Below are 15,436 nucleotides of genomic sequence, written 5' to 3'. Positions count from 1 at the left end.
TCTGGGTCCCTCAAGGAGGCCTTCACGGACGGGCCTGAAGATCAACCGCGGCCTGCCTTGCGCCAAGTGCAAGGGATCAGGCCATCATGGGGTGATGAGTGATCAGTCCGCACGGTGGGTCGACGCCACCCAGCTTCCTGAAGAGCTCGTAGCGCTCATCGACACCCTCCGCCCTGGTGAGGACGTGCTCATCACCCGGAACGGCGAGACCATCGCAACGATTTCCGCCGCGGTCCGCGAAAAACCCGTCCCATCGCCGGATTCCGGCGACATCACGGTGGTGGCCACTGCCATGAAGCTGTCCGCGTCGGCGCGGGACTCGTTGTCCGAGCGGCTCGGCCCCGGCTATCTGGTCCTGGACCTGCGCTCGGCTCCCCCGACCGTCGACGTTCTGCTGGTTCCGCCGGGCAGCCCGCAGTTGATCGGCAACTTCCGCGCGCTGTACCCGAAGGCGCGGATCGTGATCACGGAGATCGAGGACGCCGAGCTCGGCGTCAAGTACGACGGCCCGGTGCGCCGTCTCCTCGACGCCGGGGCCGAGGCCTATCTCCCGTCGAGCACGATCCCGCGGCTGGCGGAGCAACTGGACCGGACCATGACCCGGCTGAACCAGCTCACCGGTGACACGTCGGTCCCCCTGACCATCGAAGCGCCGGAAGCCCGCGCGCTCGAGTGATCAGCGAGAGTCGAAGTCGCCGATGTTCAGCCAGCTCACGCGATCGTCCCAGCTGTCCCAGAAAACCTGCTTCCCGGCAATCCGGTAGCGATGCCGGTATCCCATCAGCTCGCCGGTATCGAAGCTCTCCTCGACGAGATCGGGCGTTCCGAACACGCCGAGGAACTCGTCACGAGACCGCAGATACCCGAAGCGGGCGAGAAGACCACGCTCGGCACCGTAGAAGGCGAACCCGGAGACCGTTCCGCCGATGATCCGGTAGCTGAATTTGCCGGAAAAGTGAACGATGCCCTCGGTTTCGACGGCGTTCCCGACGACCTCTTCACGCGAGAGGGGCTCACCGTCCGCGCCGTAGTACTCCGTGGCCCGGCCGCTTCCGCCGATCGAGCGGTGGACGATCGACGAGAGCGTGACCTCGATGACGCTGTCGCGGGCGACGGCGTCGGCGGCTTTCGACCCGTAGCGGGCGCCGGCGAGACTCAGGTCGCGCGGATCGACATCCGGCCGGGCGAGGACGTCGAGGTCGTCGAGTATCTCGATCACTCGATGAAGCGTAGGGCAGGCGGCCAGGCGACCTCGACGAACCGCGGCCGGTAGATCCGCGCGTCCGCGATGTTGTCGGCGTGATCCAGGCTGTTCACGTTGTACGACACCGTGAGCTTCCCGGGACGGCTCAGCTGAGGATGCGCTGTCGCGTCGTAGACGATGCGCCGGTCGCTGGCTTCGGCCGCCCGATGGAGAACGACGGGATCCCGGAACGGGCCGGTCGGCGAAGCGGCGGTGTAGGCGAGCATCACCGGGCTGAAGCCGGGGCTCGTGTCCATGGTGATCAGCACGTATTCGCCGCCGACGCGGGTCACGGAGAACGCCGTTCCGACCCCCGCGAGCATCCGGGCGGAGTCCTCTTCACGGGACGACCAACCGGCGCCGGTCCAGAACTGCCAAGGTCCGCGAAGGCCCCCAGCGGGCACCCTGGCGAGCCGGAGATGTCCTTGTTCGGCACCGTAGACGTAGGTGTGGCCGCCGTCTTCGAGCAGCTCCGATCCCCACGCGACCTTGTCGCCCACCGGGATCACCAGCAACTCGGACGGCGTCAGCTCGGGCAACCGGAACGTGGCCAGCGAGGTCCCGGTGCTCCGGAAGTCGAGGCCACCGGATCCTGTCGTCCGGTACCGGTTGTAGAGCACCCGCAGGACGTCGCCTTGGACGACTCCGTCGCCGACCCAGTAGTGCTCGCCGGAACCCGCGAGCCCGATCAGCGCCTCCGGCTCGTCCGCGGTGCCGCCGTGCAGTGTCTCCCCCAGCGTGCCGTCCGCCCGTTGGACGACCAGGGTGTTGCGGGCGATCGGGCTGTCCGAGGGGCGGCTGTGGTCCGGGTTCACCGTGCCGAGGAATGTGTCCGAGAACAGCCATGCGGTCCGGCCGTCGGGCAGCGGGACCGACACCGTGCGATCCCCGCCGGTCCAGTGGCCGCCTTGATCGCCGTAGCCGTTCCAGAGCTCGTTCAGCCCGGCGACGGGAGCGTCCGGTGGCGGCGCGGACGCGATCCCGCTGCTCGCCACCACGGCGCTGAACAGCAGCGCGGCCGCTACGAGAATCCTCGACGCCCGGCGCATCGGATCATGCTAAAGCCACCGCGGTCTTTGTACGACCCTTGTGCGCCAGGTGATTACGGTCCGCGGAATGTCCTGGAAACTGCTTTCCGTGACCGTGCTCGCCGCCCTCGTGTGCACCGGATTCACGACGGCCGAGGCCGCCTCGAAGACCTACTACGTCGACCAGGTCTCCGGCAGTGACACCGCGAGCGGCACTTCGCAGCAGACCCCGTGGAAATCCCTGGCGAAGGTTTCCGGCACCACGTTCGCCGCGGGTGACACCGTCCTGCTGCGTCGCGGCGGTGCCTGGTCGGGCGGCCTCACCGTCAAGAGTTCGGGGGTGACGATCGGCGCCTACGGCACCGGCGCGCGGCCGATCGTCAAGGGCAACGCCGAAGCGTGTGTCGACCTCTCCGGCAACGACATCGTGGTGAAGGACCTCCAGGTCGGCGTCGCGGCCGACGCCGGACGCTGCTCGTGGGCCGGGGTGAAGGTGTCCGGCGACCGCGACAAGGTGCTGTCGAACCTGATCACCGGCGCCGGCGCGGGCGTGTACATCGCGCCGTCGGCCGACGGCACCGAGGTCACGCAGAACGACCTGGTCGACAACAACCACATGACCGTCGTGACGCCGGGCGGCAACGACGACTCCGGCGCGTTCGCCGTGCTGGTCCAGGGCAACGACTCCGACATCGGCTGGAACCGGATCAGCGGCTCGATCGCGAAGGCCGACGACTTCGGCGGCCTCGACGGCGCCGCGGTCGAGATCTTCTACGGCTCCCGCAACGTCATCCACCACAACATCTCCGAGGACAACGAGACCTTCACCGAACTCGGCACGGACGCGAAGGACCCCGACGGCGTCTCGACCGGCAACGTCTTCGAATACAACGCGATCTTCGGCGCCAAGACGCGCGGCGGGATCATCACGCGCGGCGCGGAGGACGGCAATGGGCCGGTGCTCGGCACGGTGTTCCGCAACAACTCGCTCCGGCTCCCGAACGCCGAGGCGGAGGGTTTCGTCTGCTACGGCGGCTGCACGAACCAGATGCTGACGATGACGCAGAACGTCGTCCATGCTGCGTACAAGGTCGGCTACGCGGACACGACCTTCACCGCGACCGACCACAACGTCTACTTCGGCGGGCTCCGGCAGTTCACCCCCGGCGCGACGGACAAGGTCGCGGATCCGAAGTTCACGTCGGCCACGAACCTGATCCTTCAGGCGGGAAGCCCGGCGATCGACCTCGGCACCACGAAGTACGACGACCGCGACGTCGACGGCAATCCCGTGTACTCCGGCGCGGCTGTGGACGCGGGCGCCTACGAATTCTCGTGAGTGGTAAGGACGGTTAGAACCGTCCTTACCACTCACGAGGGACCAGAGGCGTCAGTTGTAGATGCGCTGCATGGCACCCGCCGCGACGAGCCCGTTGGCCCACAGCGAGTTCACCCGGGAGACCTCCTGGGCGTTCGGCTTCGCGTTGGTGCAGGACGGGCCGGGGCCGCCGCCGGACATCAGTTCGGAGCACGGACCCTGGTAGTTGTCCGGCAGGCCGAGCGCGTGGCCGGTCTCGTGCGCGGCGATCCGCGTCTGGTCGTACTCCCGCGCCTGCGTGTAGTCGATGAAGATGGTGCCGCGGCCGTGGCCGTCGGTCTCGGCGTACGAACCCGAGGGGTCGTTGCCTTCGGTGTAGCGCAGGGTGGCGCCCGACGAGCTCTCCTGAAGCTTCACGTTGGACACCGAGTTGTTCCAGTTGGCCACGCCCGCCTGGATGGCGGCGCGGAAGCTGGGGGCTCCCGAGGCGTCGTAGTAGACCGTGGTCGCCGCCACGGTCTGCTGAGCAGGCTGGACCGCCGCCGTGGCCTGGCCCGCGGTGACCGGGACGGCCAGCAGCGCCAAGCTCACGGACGCGGAGACGAAGAACTTCCTTGCCATGGACCCACTCCTTGTGAGGACAACGGAATGGTTCGTGAATTTAGGAGCCCCGGCCGCGGCTCGGCACCAACTTTCGTCGCTTCCGGCAGCTGGTGATTTACCAACACTTTCGCCCTATTGACATGCACGTGTTCGCATACGACTATGTCCGGTCACCCTCGTTCAGGGCCGCAGCGCGAGCTTGCCCGAAGTCGCCCGCGCTTCGAGGTCCGCGAGCGCCTTCGGCCCGTCCGCGAGGTCGTACACCGTCGGTTTTCCCGGCACGCAGACACCGGCGGCGATGAGGGCGCGCAGTTCGTCCATCAGCTCCGCGAAGATCGCGGGCGCGTGCTCGATCAGAACGCCGAGATGCAGTCCGATCACGTGGATCTGATGCCGGAAGTTCAAGTCCCGGTTCGTGATCGCGACCTCGCCTCCGGCGACGCCGTAGACCACGACGCGTCCGGTGACCCGCTTGGCGGCGGCGAGACCGGCGGTGAACGTGGCCCCGCCGACCGATTCGAGCACGAGGTCCACCTCCCCCGTCTCCTCGCCGTAACCGACGACGCGGTCGGCGCCCAACGCCCGCACCGACTCGTGCTTGTCCGGAGAGGCGGCGCCGATGACGGTCGCCCCGTAGTGCTTGGCCAGCCGGACCGCGGCCTGGCCGACCCCACCGGCCGCCGCCTGCACCAGCACGGTCTCACCGGCGGCCAGCCTGCCCAGCGGCTTGAGCGCGGCGAGCGCCGTGACCCAGTTCAGGATCAGCCCGATCGCCTGGTCGTCCGACCAACCCTCGGGCACCGGGACCGCGCCGGCCGCGGACATGACCATGTATTCGGCGAAGGCCCCGCCGCCGGTCCCGACGACGTGGTCGCCGATGGCGGGCGCGGTCACCCCCTCCCCCACGGCGACGACCACCCCGGCGGCCTCGAACCCGGCGACATACGGGGCTTCCGGACCGTTTTCGTACGTGCCGCGCGTCTGCATGACGTCGGCGAAGTTGACCCCCGCGGCGGTGACCTTCAGCAGGATCTCACCTGGTCCCGGCGCCGGAACGGGGACGTCGGTGATCAAGTGAAGGTCTTCGGGACCGTTCGAGGAGTTCTGTCGCAGCGCGCGCATCGAAGTCATGTCCGCACGCTAAAACCCTCACCTTTGCGTGAGGGTCAAGTCGTGGAGGTACGCGTCGAGGGCGTCGCGATTGCGGGTCATGAGCGCGATCCGGCGGTCGAGCACTTCCCGCTGCCGCGCGACCTCGCCGATCATGTACTCACAGGGCTCCTTCGGCCGGACTTCCCCTGGCCCGTCGAGGTACGGGAGGACTTCGCGGATCAGCCTGACCGGCAGACCCGCGTCGAGCATCCCGCGGATCTGCAGGACCGCCTCGACCGAGCCTTCGCAGAAATCGCGGTAGCCGTTGCCTTCCCGGCCAGGGTTGATCAAGCCCTCTTCCTCGTAATAGCGCAGCGAACGGACGCTGACCCCGGTCTTCCGCGCGAGTTCGCCGATCTTCACGATGCCCAAGGTAGCCGTCGAGCCGACGTATAGGCCGTTATACGGTTTTCGGTTTGTACCAGACCTCGGGGCGGCCGACCTGGCCGTAGCGGGGCTCGCGCTGGGCGAGGCCGTTGTCGGCGAGGTACTCGAGGTAGCGGCGCGCGGTGACGCGGGAGGCGCCGATCGCGGTCGCGGCCGCCCCGGCGGAGAGGCCGTCCGCGGCCGAGGCGAGGACTTCGGTGATCGCCTCCAGGGTCTGCGAGCTCATCCCCTTCGGCAGGGCTTGCCGCTCGGTGGTGCGCAGGCTGCCGAGCGCGCGGTCGATCTCGGCCTGCCCGGTGACCTCGCCCGAAGCGCCGTGGAACTCGGCGTAGCGCTCGAGTTTCTCCCGCAGCGAGGCGAAAGTGAACGGTTTCAGCAGGTACTGCACCACGCCGACCGACACGGCGGCCTTCACCAGCGCCAGATCCCGCGCCGAGGTCACCGCGATGACGTCGATCGGGAGCCCGGCCGCGCGCAGCGACCGGCAGACGGCGAGACCGTGCGTGTCCGGCAGGTAGAAGTCCAGCAGCACCAGGTCGACCGGTTCGCGTTCGCAGAACCGCAGGGCGTCGCCGCCCGAGTGGACGACGCCGGACACGGTGAAGCCGGGCATCCGCTCGACGTACACCCGGTGCGCGTCGGCGGCCACCGGTTCGTCCTCGACGACCAGCACCTTGATCATCGCGCGGACTCCTTCGGCGGCAAACACACGGTGAACACCGCGCCCTCGGCGCGGCCGACGTCGATCGTCCCACCGTGCCGCCGCACCGCCTGACCCACCAGCGCCAAACCGAGCCCGTGCCCGTCCTCGGGTTTGGTGGACCAGCCGCGCCGGAAGACGTCCTCGACGTCGTCCACGCCGGGACCGGTGTCGGCGACCCGCAGCAGCAGGCCCTCGGCGTCGGACCGCACGGTGACCTCGACGCCGGGCCGCCCACCGTCGCCGGCGTTCCCGGCAGCCGCGTCGATGCCGTTGTCGATCAGGTTGCCGAGGATGGTCACCAGGTCGCGTGGCGGGACGCCGGTGTCCGCGTCCTCCATGACGGTGTCCGGCGTGATCGTGAACTCGACGCCGCGTTCGCTCGCCTCCGCCGCCTTGCCGAGCAGCAGCGCCGCGAGCACCGGTTCGGCGACGGCGCCGACCACGCGGTCGGTGAGTTCCTGCGCCAGCGCGAGTTCTTCGGTCGCGAACTCGACGGCCTGTTCGGGGCGGCCGATCTCGACCAGCGAAACGACGGTGTGGAGCCGGTTCGCCGCCTCGTGCGCCTGCGACCGCAGCGCCTCGGCCAGACCGCGCACGGTGGTCAGTTCCCCGGTCAGCGCCTGGAGTTCCGTGTGGTCGCGCAGGATCACCACGGTGCCCATCGCCTTTCCGCGCGAGCGCACCGGCGACGTGCTGACGACGAGCACCCTGGCTTCGGTGAGGTGGAGTTCGTCGGTGCGCTCCTCCCCCGAGGTGAACGCTTCGACGAGGTCTTCGGGAATGTCCAATGCGGACAGTTCGCGGCCGACCGGATCGTCGGTGACACCCAGCAGCGCACGGGCTCCGTCGTTGCACAGCACCACTCGTCCGTCGCCGCCGACGAGCAGCAGGCCCTCGCGCACGGAATGCAGGACGGCTTCGTGGTACTCGAACAGGTTGCTCAGTTCCTCGGGCGCGATCCCCCTGGTCTGGCGCCGGAGCCGGGCGCTGACCAGATAACTGCCGATCCCGCCGACCATCAGCACCGCCGCCGCGACCCCGATCAGCGGCCACAACCGTTCCCGCAGCTCGGCGTCGATCGCTTCCACGGTGATGCCGACCGACACGAGCGCGACGACCTGTCCGGCGGCACCGTGCACCGGCACCACGACGCGTTCGGACGGCCCGAGCGAGCCGGCGTAGGTCTCGAGCACCCTGCCGCCGCGTTGCGCCTCGCCGATGTTGCCGATGAACGGCTGCCCGATCAGCTCCGGATTCGGATGCGTGTAGCGGATCCCGTTCTTGTCCATGATGGTCACGAAATCCACTTCCGTGTCCGCGCGGACACGTTGCGCGAACGGCTGCAGCGTCGCAGTGGGCTCCGATGTGGACAGTGCGGCCAGCACCCCCGGCGCGTCCGCCACCGCTTCGGCGACCGCGATCACCTTGTCCTCCGCCCGGTCTTCGGTGGCCCGGACGGAATCGAGATAGGCGAAGGCGACCCCCGCCGCGACGAGGACGAAAAGCACCACGAGCTGGAGAATCAGCAGCTGGCGGGCGAGACTGCCGCGTCTGGTCCGGATCCGCGTCGTCGAGGGCACCCGCTCATACCAGCACACCGCCCAGGGGGCCGCTCGGCGCGCCCGGCCGGAATTCCCCGGAAACCGCTCGCGCGAACTCAATGAACACAACCGTGACCCAGCTCACCTGGCCGGGTGATAGTGACCGGCAATCCCACGGACACCCCCTGAGCTGGAGGCAACGGTGCCTACAACGCCGGAAGCGGCGCCACGACGTCGCGACAAGATGCACTACCTGTACCTGGCCGTGATCGCGGCGGTGGTCCTCGGCGTCGTCGTCGGGTTCGCCGCGCCGGGTCTGGCCAAGGAACTCAAGCCGCTCGGCACCGGGTTCGTCAACCTGATCAAGATGATGATCTCCCCCATCATCTTCTGCACCATCGTCCTCGGTATCGGCTCGGTGGCGAAGGCCGCGAAGGTCGGCAAGGTCGGGCTGTTGTCGCTCGGCTACTTCCTGATGATGTCGACGTTCGCGCTCGCGATCGGCCTCGTCGTCGGCAACCTCCTGCACCCGGGCGAGGGCCTGCACCTCGACCCGGCCGCCGCCGCGAAGGCCCACACTCAGGCCGAGGGCGGCGAAGGCACCGTCGACTTCCTGCTCGGCATCATCCCGAAGACGATGGTTTCGGCGTTCACCGAAGGCCAGGTGCTGCAGACACTGCTGGTCGCGCTGCTCGCCGGATTCGCCGTCCAGAAGCTGGGCAGGAAGGGCGAACCGATCCGCCGCGGTATCGAGCACATCCAGCGGCTCGTGTTCCGGATCCTCGCGATGATCATGTGGGCGGCCCCGGTGGGCGCGTTCGGCGCGATCGCCGCGGTGGTCGGGGAAACCGGCTGGGGCGCGCTGCGCAGCCTCGCCGTCATCATGATCGGCTTCTACCTGACCTGCCTGGTGTTCGTGTTCGGCGTGCTCGGTTCGGTGCTGTGGATCGGCGCGCGGATCAACATCTTCACCCTGTTCCGCTACCTCGGCCGCGAGTTCCTGCTGATCGTGTCCACTTCGTCGTCCGAGTCGGCCCTTCCGCGCCTGATCGCGAAGATGGAGCACCTCGGGGTCAGCAAGCCGGTCGTCGGCATCACCGTGCCCACCGGGTACTCGTTCAACCTCGACGGCACGGCCATCTACCTGACCATGGCGACGCTGTTCATCGCGACCGCGCAGGACCAGCCGCTGTCGCTCGGCGAGCAGATCTCCTTGCTGCTGTTCATGATCATCGCGTCGAAGGGCGCGGCGGGAGTCAGCGGTGCCGGAATCGCGACGCTCGCGGGCGGTCTCCAGTCGCACCGGCCGGAACTGGTCGACGGCGTCGGCTTCATCCTCGGCATCGACCGGTTCATGTCCGAAGCCCGCGCGCTGACCAACTTCGCGGGCAACGCCGTCGCCACCGTCCTGGTCGGCACGTGGACCAAGGAGTTCGACCGCGAACGGGCCGGCCAGGTCTTCAGCGGACAGGCCCCGTTCGACGAAGCCACCCTGATCGACGACCATCCCGACACTTCCAAGGATCCCGGCGGCGACAGGGAGAAGACCGTGGCGCACGCGTAGCGCCCGGCACGAACGAAACCGCGGTGCGAGGGTCCCCCGTCCTCGCACCGCGGTTTCTTCGTTCCGGCAGACTGAACGCATGCCGGACGCCATCGACCGTTACGTGATCGCGCGGTATTCGAAGCTGCTGCACGGCAACTTCGCCGGGATGATGAGCGGTCCCGAAGGCGAGACGTTCCTGCGCGACCTCGTCGAGGACGCGCGGAGCATCACCGACGACGAACTCGAAGAGTTGCTCGCGGCGGACTGGCGGCCGCGGATCACCGCGGCGTGGCTCATCGGCGTCGACCGGCGCACCGCGTGGCGCGGACGCCTCCGCGAGCTGCTCCTGGAAAGCGACCTGGTCTTCGCCGGGCAGGGCTACTGTTTCGCGCTGGCCCGGTTCGGCACCATCGCCGACGCCGAGATCCTCGTGTCCTATCTGGACCATTACCTCGCGCGGCCGGATCTGCGCTACGACCAGGAATGGGCGCTCGCGGCCCTGCACCACATCGACGCCGACCTCACGACCGCGTACACGTCACGCTATCTGCGGCCGGGCGGCCTCTGGGAAAGCTGGTCCGCGAAGAACAGCACGGATCTGCCGTTCCACAAGATGTACTTCGGCCTGCTGTGCTCGCACGTCCAGCGCGCCGTGCACACGGCGGACGTCAGGCGCTGACCTTCTCGTCGTAGACGACGCGGGACTCGGCGATCGAGTCGCGGTGGCGTTCGGCCCAGCTCAGCAAGCCGCTCAGCGACGCATAGAGTTCTTTCGCCATCGGCGTGGCCTCGTACTCCACCTTCGGCGGCACCGTCGGGTACACGGTGCGCACGAGCAGGCCGTCGCGTTCGAGGTTCCGCAACGTCAGCGTGAGCATCCGCCTGCTGATCCCCTCGACCGACCGCTCGAGTTCGGTGAACCGCACCGGACCGCGCGTGGCCTCCAGCAGGATGCCGATCGCCCACTTGCCGCTGATCCGGTTGATCACCTCGAGCACGGTGCACACCTCGAGTTTCTCCGGATCGACCACCCTGGCCTGCGCGGTCACATCGGTGTTCCCCTGGGACATGAAAGTGCCTCCTTCCGGCGAGGAACAGAGTCACACAAGATGGGCGCTGTTACAAGTGATGCACCAAGGCATCACCTGGGGAAATCTTCCGAAGTGGATTCTTCATGCCTCAACGCGCCCTCGCCCTCGCCGTCCTCTGCGCCGTCTCGCTGATGGTCGTCCTCGACGGCTCGATCGTCGCCGTCGCGCTGCCCGCGATCCAGAACGATCTCGGCTTCACACCGTCCACCCTCGCCTGGGTGGTCAACGCCTACCTGATCGCGTTCGCCGGGCTGCTCCTGTTGTCCGGCAGACTGGGCGACCTGCTCGGGCGGAAACGGGTCTTCCTCGCCGGGCTCGGCCTGTTCACCCTCGCCTCCCTGCTCTGCGGGATCGCCCAGGATCAGGCGCAGCTCATCGGGTTCCGCTTCCTTCAGGGCGCGGGCGGCGCGCTGGCGTCGGCCGTCGTGCTCGGCATGATCACCACGCTCTACCCGGAACCGCGGGCACGAGCGAAGGCCATCGGTGTCTACAGCTTCACCCAGGCCGCCGGGTCGTCGATCGGGCTGATCGCGGGCGGAACGCTCACCCAGCTGCTCGACTGGCACTGGACGTTCTTCGTGAACCTGCCGATCGGCGCGATCGCGCTGGTGCTGGCCGTTCGCCTGCTCGCCGACGACCGCGGCTCCGGGCTGCGCGGCGGCACCGACGTCACCGGCGCCGGACTGGTCACCGGCGGGCTGATGCTCCTGGTCTACACGATCGTCAAGGCCGAGGAGTACACCTGGGCCGACGCCCGCACGCTCGGGCTGCTCGCGGTGTCACTGCTTCTCCTCACCGGATTCGTGCTCCGGCAGGCGAAAGCCCGTCAACCGCTGCTGCCGCTGCGGATCTTCCGCCTCCGCGCGGTGTCCGGGGCGAACACGGTGATGGTCCTGATGGTCGCCGGGCTGTTCGGCTTCCAGTTCATCACCGCGCTCTACCTGCAACGCGTGCTCCAGCTCGACGCGCTGAGCACCGGGTTCGCGTTCCTGCCCGCCCCGCTCTCGATCGCGGTGATGTCGCTGGTCTTCGCCGAGCGGCTGAACCACCGCTTCGGGGCGCGAACGGTGCTCGTCACCGGGCTTTCCCTGGTCGCGCTGGCGCTCGGCTTCCTCGCCACCGTCGAGGCGGACGGGAGCTACGCGACGGACGTCCTGCCCTCGCTCGTCCTGATGGGCATCGGGTTCGGCGCGGCGATGCCGGCGCTGATGGGACAGGCGATGTCCGGCGTCACCTCCGCCGACACCGGGGTCGCTTCGGGACTGATCAACACCACGCAGCAGATCGGTGCGGCCATCGGGACCGCCGTGCTCGCGACCGCCGCCGCGTCCCGCACCGGCTCGCTCCTGGCCGAGGGCACCGCGATGCCCGAGGCGCTCACCAGCGGCTACCGGACGGCATACGCGCTGAGCGCCGGGCTGCTCGCTCTCGCCGTCTTCGTCGCGGCCGTGGCCCTGCGTGACCAGAAGGCTCAGGAATCGATCGTCGCGTAACCCCATTCGGAGACCTCGCCGCCGAGGCGTACCTCGGCGGCGCCTCCGGGTTTCCAGACCCCGCTGCCACCGAACGCGGCCATCCCGCCGGTCTTGCCGGAATACTGGGAAAGCACGACCCACATCCCATACCCGGCCGCGACGCCGACCTGGTCGAGCAGCCGCTGTTCCTGGCCCTCGCTGAAGAGCGCGCTGAGGACATAAACCTCGGCGCCCGCCTCGGCAAGCTCCCGCGCGTGGTCCGGATTCGCCGCGTCGAGGCAGATCGCGAGGCCGAGACGCCTGCCACCGACCTCGATGATCACCTGCCTCGTGCCCGGCTCGAACAGCTCTTCCTCGCTGTTGTGAAGATTGCGTTTCGCATAGGTGGCAACGGTTTCCCCAGCCGGACCGAGGACGAGCGAGCCGATGAACCGCCGTCCGTCCTCCACGAGAGGAAGGCCGATGACGGCATGGACACCACTGGCCCGGCACGCCTCCCGGAGCGGTTCGAGGCGAGGATCGGCCGGGGACAGCCAGAGTGCCGGATCGGCGGCGAACGCCTCGAACTCCAAGCCGGTCAAGGAAAGTTCGGGGAAGACACAGAGATCGGCCTCCGCGATCCGGAGGAGCCTCGCGTGTTCGGCGATGTTCGCGGACAGATCCGCGGGGACGGTGACCGGTTGCACGGTGGCGACACGCATGGCGGCAGCCTAACCCGCGGCCGCCCCCAGATAGCCCCGCAATCCGTTTTGCCCCCGCCGCATCATGAGCGCGTGGTTGATCCGGAACACCGGCCGCGCGATCCGATCGAGCTTGCGCAGCAACGGTTTCCGCGCCTCGACCTCCTGCGTGATCTCCAGTCTGGTGCCCTCGCCCACCGCCATCAGCGCGCCGGCCAGTGTCCCTTCGAGATCGCCGCTGAGCAGGACCCGAACCCGGCCCTCGCGCTCGTCCTGCCGGTCCCGGTGCATCCGCACGGTCAGCGCGTACGGCAGCCTGGACCGGCAGACGAGTTCGGCGGTGTCCTCGTCGATCTGGCTGACCGATCGGACGTCGCGCCACCACAGCGGATACGCGGCCAGGTCGACGACGGCGTCGAAAACCGCCTTGGGCGAGGCCGGAAGCAGCCACGTGTCGCGGAAGCGGTACCAACCGCCTCCGCGACCCGCGAGCGAATCCGTCATACCCGCGCCGACACCAGGTTCCGGCCGTCCATGGTCACGACGTCGACCGAAGCCACGTCGTCCGGGGCCACCAGTGCCGAACCGTCGATCCCGGTGCCCTCGCGCTGGCCCTTCTCCGAAACGAGCCAGCTGCCCGCGTTGACCCGCTCTCCGCTCTTGGTCACCACGACGAGCGTGCACTTCTCGCCTTCGCGGACACCGGTCGCCTTGGCGTGGAGCCGGACCCAGCCCGCCGCCGGGACGACCCGGACCGCCAGCTGGGTGCCCGTTTCCCGGTCGGTGGCCGCGAGATCGCGGGTGCCGGGCACCGGGGCCGCCACCGCCGGCACCGGCAGCGCCACCGTCGACGGTTCGGGAGACGTCTGCCGTCCGACCAGCACGCCCGCGCCCAGCGCCACGACGACCAGCACGGCCGCCCCGGCCACGGCCAGGAGCCGCCGCGGCTTGCGCTCCTGGGTGCCTTCTTCTTCGCGAACCTGACGCAGCGTGCGCTGCAGCAGCAGATCTCCCCCGTCGGGAGGTCCTTCGAGGAACGCCTCCGGCGGCACCTCGTCGAGGTGATACCGCAGCTCCGACAGCTCGCGCACCTCACGACGGCAGGTGGGGCAGTTCGCCAGATGCGTCTCGAACGTGGCCGCTTCCGCCGGGGTGAGCCCACCGAGGACGTAGGCGGCGAGCTGGCCCTGGTCATGTCCGACCGCGCTCATCGCGCCACCTCCTTCCCTGGTCCCGCCATCACGGCTCTGAGCGCCCTTAACGCGTAATAAGATCTCGACTTAACGGTACCCGGGGCGACGCCAAGGGATCTCGCCGCTTCGGCCACCGTCCGGCCCCGGTAGTAGATCTCCACCAGCACCTCACGATGTTCCGTGGAGAGGCCGTCCATCGCCCCGAGCACGGCCATCGAGTCCACGACGCTCTGCGCGTGGTCCCGCTCCACCGCCGGGGTGGGCACGCCTTCCTCCGGCTCGGCCACTTCCGGCGGCCTCGCCGCCCTGGCCCGCGCGCGGTCGGTGATGATGTTGCGAGCCACCGTGAGCAGCCAGCCCCGCACCGATCCCTTCGCGTCGTTCTCCAGGTCTTCGGCGTGCTTCCAGGCCCGGACCAGGGTCTCCTGCACGACGTCCTCCGCGGCCGCGCGGTCCCCGGTCAGCCTCGTCGCGTACGCCAGCAGGCTTCGCCCGTGTTCGGCGTACAAGTGCCGGACCAAGTCCTCGCCTTTGGCCTTTTTGGGCCGCCAGCCTCCGATCGCCACTCGCGTCCTCCCGACGGTCTTCTGGGTCGGCGAGGACAGTACTGCAACCCGCAGGGGCAGAGTGGATCGTTCGGCGCGCGCCGCGATCGAACTGTGCATCGGCACCGGCCTCTCCTCGGTTCTCCATGGCCGCCTCCTCTTGCCTCCCACACGGACGGCACGGGGACGCGGTTCAACCGGGGTCTTGTCGATCACCGGACGCGCTCGTATGCTGACGCCTCCGGATTCCGCCGCCGCCTGATCCCCGGGAGGGTCTCGGCGTGCCAAGGAAACTCGTGGCCGTTCTGCTGGCGGTCGCCTTCGTGTCGGGTTGCGGTGAGGAACCCGGTTTCACCGCGACGCTGACGGATCCGGTGAACGTCGACCTGCGCTGGCCCGACGACGATCCGGCCGCGGCGGGACGGATCGTCGAGTACACCACCGATCCGCACGGCGAATACACGATCCTGCAGTTCTTGCCGCCGCGGCAGACGACCTACCGGCACCCGGATCTGATGCCGGAAACCCGGTTCTACTACCGGATCCGGCCCTTCTACGGCACTGTTTCGGACGCCGTCACGGTTTCCGGGTCTGCCACGCCGGCCGCGGCCGGGCCCGCTGTGTCCCTGCGAACGGGCGATCGCTCGGCCGCTCCGGCCTCGTTCCGGGCCGAACCCGCGCCGGAGGAGATGGTGCGGTTCAGCTGGACCGATCGCTCCAGCGACGAAGACGGTTTCCTGGTGGAGATCAAGAAACCCGGCGCCGCCGAATTCGTGCCGATCGAGGTGTCCGATCCGGGGACGACGTCAGCCGGGCTCGCCACGATGCCGGGTGAAGAAGGCGCCTCGTACCGGCTGCGCGCCTTCTACTACGGGCCCGCTTCTCCGGTGCTGGACCTCGTGAGTGGTAAAGACGGTTAGAACCGTCCTCA

General features: G+C 68.8%; 18 protein-coding genes. 6 read left to right on the top strand and 12 right to left on the bottom strand.

The window, feature by feature from the left end; all coding sequences use genetic code 11:
• Positions 1-94: 94 nt before the first annotated feature.
• Positions 95-676: a hypothetical protein gene (locus tag DMH01_RS34785; RefSeq protein WP_125682366.1), complete on the top strand. Its 582-nt coding sequence runs from the start codon at positions 95-97 to the stop codon at positions 674-676.
• On the opposite strand, the gene DMH01_RS34780 is transcribed toward DMH01_RS34785, so the two are convergent.
• Together DMH01_RS34780 and DMH01_RS34775 are read right to left on the bottom strand one after the other, a co-directional pair.
• Positions 677-1,219, bottom strand: a complete 543-nt coding sequence (locus tag DMH01_RS34780) for a hypothetical protein (RefSeq protein ID WP_125682364.1) — start codon at positions 1,217-1,219, stop codon at positions 677-679.
• Positions 1,216-2,292 carry a DUF5005 domain-containing protein gene (locus DMH01_RS34775; protein ID WP_125682363.1) on the bottom strand — a complete coding sequence of 359 codons (1,077 nt, stop codon included), beginning with the start codon at positions 2,290-2,292 and terminating at the stop codon, positions 1,216-1,218. Before DMH01_RS34775 ends, DMH01_RS34780 begins: the two co-directional genes overlap by 4 nt.
• A 67-nt stretch (positions 2,293-2,359) precedes the next feature.
• On the opposite strand from DMH01_RS34775, the gene DMH01_RS34770 reads away from it, so the two are divergent.
• Positions 2,360-3,610, top strand: a complete 1,251-nt coding sequence (locus DMH01_RS34770; RefSeq protein ID WP_125682361.1) for a choice-of-anchor Q domain-containing protein — start codon at positions 2,360-2,362, stop codon at positions 3,608-3,610.
• A gap of 51 nt (positions 3,611-3,661) precedes the next feature.
• Here DMH01_RS34770 and DMH01_RS34765 read toward each other — a convergent pair whose 3' ends face one another.
• From DMH01_RS34765 to DMH01_RS34745, 5 genes are all read right to left on the bottom strand, one after another.
• Positions 3,662-4,210, bottom strand: coding sequence for a snapalysin family zinc-dependent metalloprotease (locus DMH01_RS34765; protein ID WP_125682359.1), 549 nt, complete (start codon positions 4,208-4,210; stop codon positions 3,662-3,664).
• 162 nt (positions 4,211-4,372) lie between these two features.
• Entirely contained in the window at positions 4,373-5,323 is a 951-nt protein-coding gene (locus tag DMH01_RS34760; RefSeq protein WP_125682357.1) for a zinc-binding dehydrogenase, read from the bottom strand.
• Between the two features lie 18 nt (positions 5,324-5,341).
• The gene (locus tag DMH01_RS34755; RefSeq protein WP_125682355.1) at positions 5,342-5,707 is read right to left on the bottom strand and encodes a MerR family transcriptional regulator; all 366 of its coding nucleotides are present in this window, start codon (positions 5,705-5,707) and stop codon (positions 5,342-5,344) included.
• Between the two features lie 37 nt (positions 5,708-5,744).
• A complete protein-coding gene (locus DMH01_RS34750) occupies positions 5,745-6,413 on the bottom strand; it encodes a response regulator (protein WP_125682354.1) in 669 nt (222 codons plus the stop codon).
• The gene (locus DMH01_RS34745; protein ID WP_125682352.1) at positions 6,410-8,014 is read right to left on the bottom strand and encodes a sensor histidine kinase; all 1,605 of its coding nucleotides are present in this window, start codon (positions 8,012-8,014) and stop codon (positions 6,410-6,412) included. Before DMH01_RS34745 ends, DMH01_RS34750 begins: the two co-directional genes overlap by 4 nt.
• Before the next feature lie 205 nt (positions 8,015-8,219).
• Here DMH01_RS34745 and DMH01_RS34740 point away from each other — a divergent pair, with 205 nt between their 5' ends.
• Both DMH01_RS34740 and DMH01_RS34735 read left to right on the top strand, forming a co-directional pair.
• Positions 8,220-9,539: a cation:dicarboxylate symporter family transporter gene (locus DMH01_RS34740; protein WP_125682511.1), complete on the top strand. Its 1,320-nt coding sequence runs from the start codon at positions 8,220-8,222 to the stop codon at positions 9,537-9,539.
• 79 nt (positions 9,540-9,618) lie between these two features.
• A complete protein-coding gene (locus tag DMH01_RS34735; protein WP_125682350.1) occupies positions 9,619-10,200 on the top strand; it encodes a DUF6000 family protein in 582 nt (193 codons plus the stop codon).
• On the opposite strand, the gene DMH01_RS34730 is transcribed toward DMH01_RS34735, so the two are convergent.
• Positions 10,190-10,591: a helix-turn-helix domain-containing protein gene (locus DMH01_RS34730; protein ID WP_125682348.1), complete on the bottom strand. Its 402-nt coding sequence runs from the start codon at positions 10,589-10,591 to the stop codon at positions 10,190-10,192. The two genes, DMH01_RS34735 and DMH01_RS34730, sit on opposite strands and share 11 nt — an antisense overlap.
• A 104-nt stretch (positions 10,592-10,695) precedes the next feature.
• On the opposite strand from DMH01_RS34730, the gene DMH01_RS34725 reads away from it, so the two are divergent.
• Entirely contained in the window at positions 10,696-12,105 is a 1,410-nt protein-coding gene (locus DMH01_RS34725; RefSeq protein ID WP_125682347.1) for an MFS transporter, read from the top strand.
• Here DMH01_RS34725 and DMH01_RS34720 read toward each other — a convergent pair.
• The 4 genes from DMH01_RS34720 to DMH01_RS34705 are packed head-to-tail and all read right to left on the bottom strand — an operon-like array spanning position 12,084 to position 14,526.
• A complete protein-coding gene (locus DMH01_RS34720; RefSeq protein WP_233621776.1) occupies positions 12,084-12,788 on the bottom strand; it encodes a carbon-nitrogen hydrolase family protein in 705 nt (234 codons plus the stop codon). The genes DMH01_RS34725 and DMH01_RS34720 overlap by 22 nt on opposite strands.
• A 9-nt stretch (positions 12,789-12,797) precedes the next feature.
• Positions 12,798-13,271 carry an SRPBCC family protein gene (locus DMH01_RS34715; RefSeq protein WP_125682345.1) on the bottom strand — a complete coding sequence of 158 codons (474 nt, stop codon included), beginning with the start codon at positions 13,269-13,271 and terminating at the stop codon, positions 12,798-12,800.
• Positions 13,268-13,978: an anti-sigma factor gene (locus DMH01_RS34710; RefSeq protein ID WP_125682343.1), complete on the bottom strand. Its 711-nt coding sequence runs from the start codon at positions 13,976-13,978 to the stop codon at positions 13,268-13,270. The genes DMH01_RS34715 and DMH01_RS34710 overlap by 4 nt, the downstream gene beginning before the upstream one ends.
• A complete protein-coding gene (locus DMH01_RS34705; protein WP_199745745.1) occupies positions 13,975-14,526 on the bottom strand; it encodes a sigma-70 family RNA polymerase sigma factor in 552 nt (183 codons plus the stop codon). Before DMH01_RS34705 ends, DMH01_RS34710 begins: the two co-directional genes overlap by 4 nt.
• A gap of 275 nt (positions 14,527-14,801) precedes the next feature.
• Here DMH01_RS34705 and DMH01_RS34700 point away from each other — a divergent pair, with 275 nt between their 5' ends.
• Positions 14,802-15,425 (top strand): fibronectin type III domain-containing protein, encoded by a 624-nt coding sequence (locus DMH01_RS34700; RefSeq protein ID WP_233621775.1) that lies wholly within the window; start codon positions 14,802-14,804, stop codon positions 15,423-15,425.
• Positions 15,426-15,436 lie beyond the last annotated feature (11 nt).

It is taken from the genome of Amycolatopsis sp. WAC 04182 (assembly GCF_003947465.1).
Classification (GTDB): domain Bacteria; phylum Actinomycetota; class Actinomycetes; order Mycobacteriales; family Pseudonocardiaceae; genus Amycolatopsis.
This window is presented reverse-complemented; position numbering and strand designations above follow the sequence as displayed.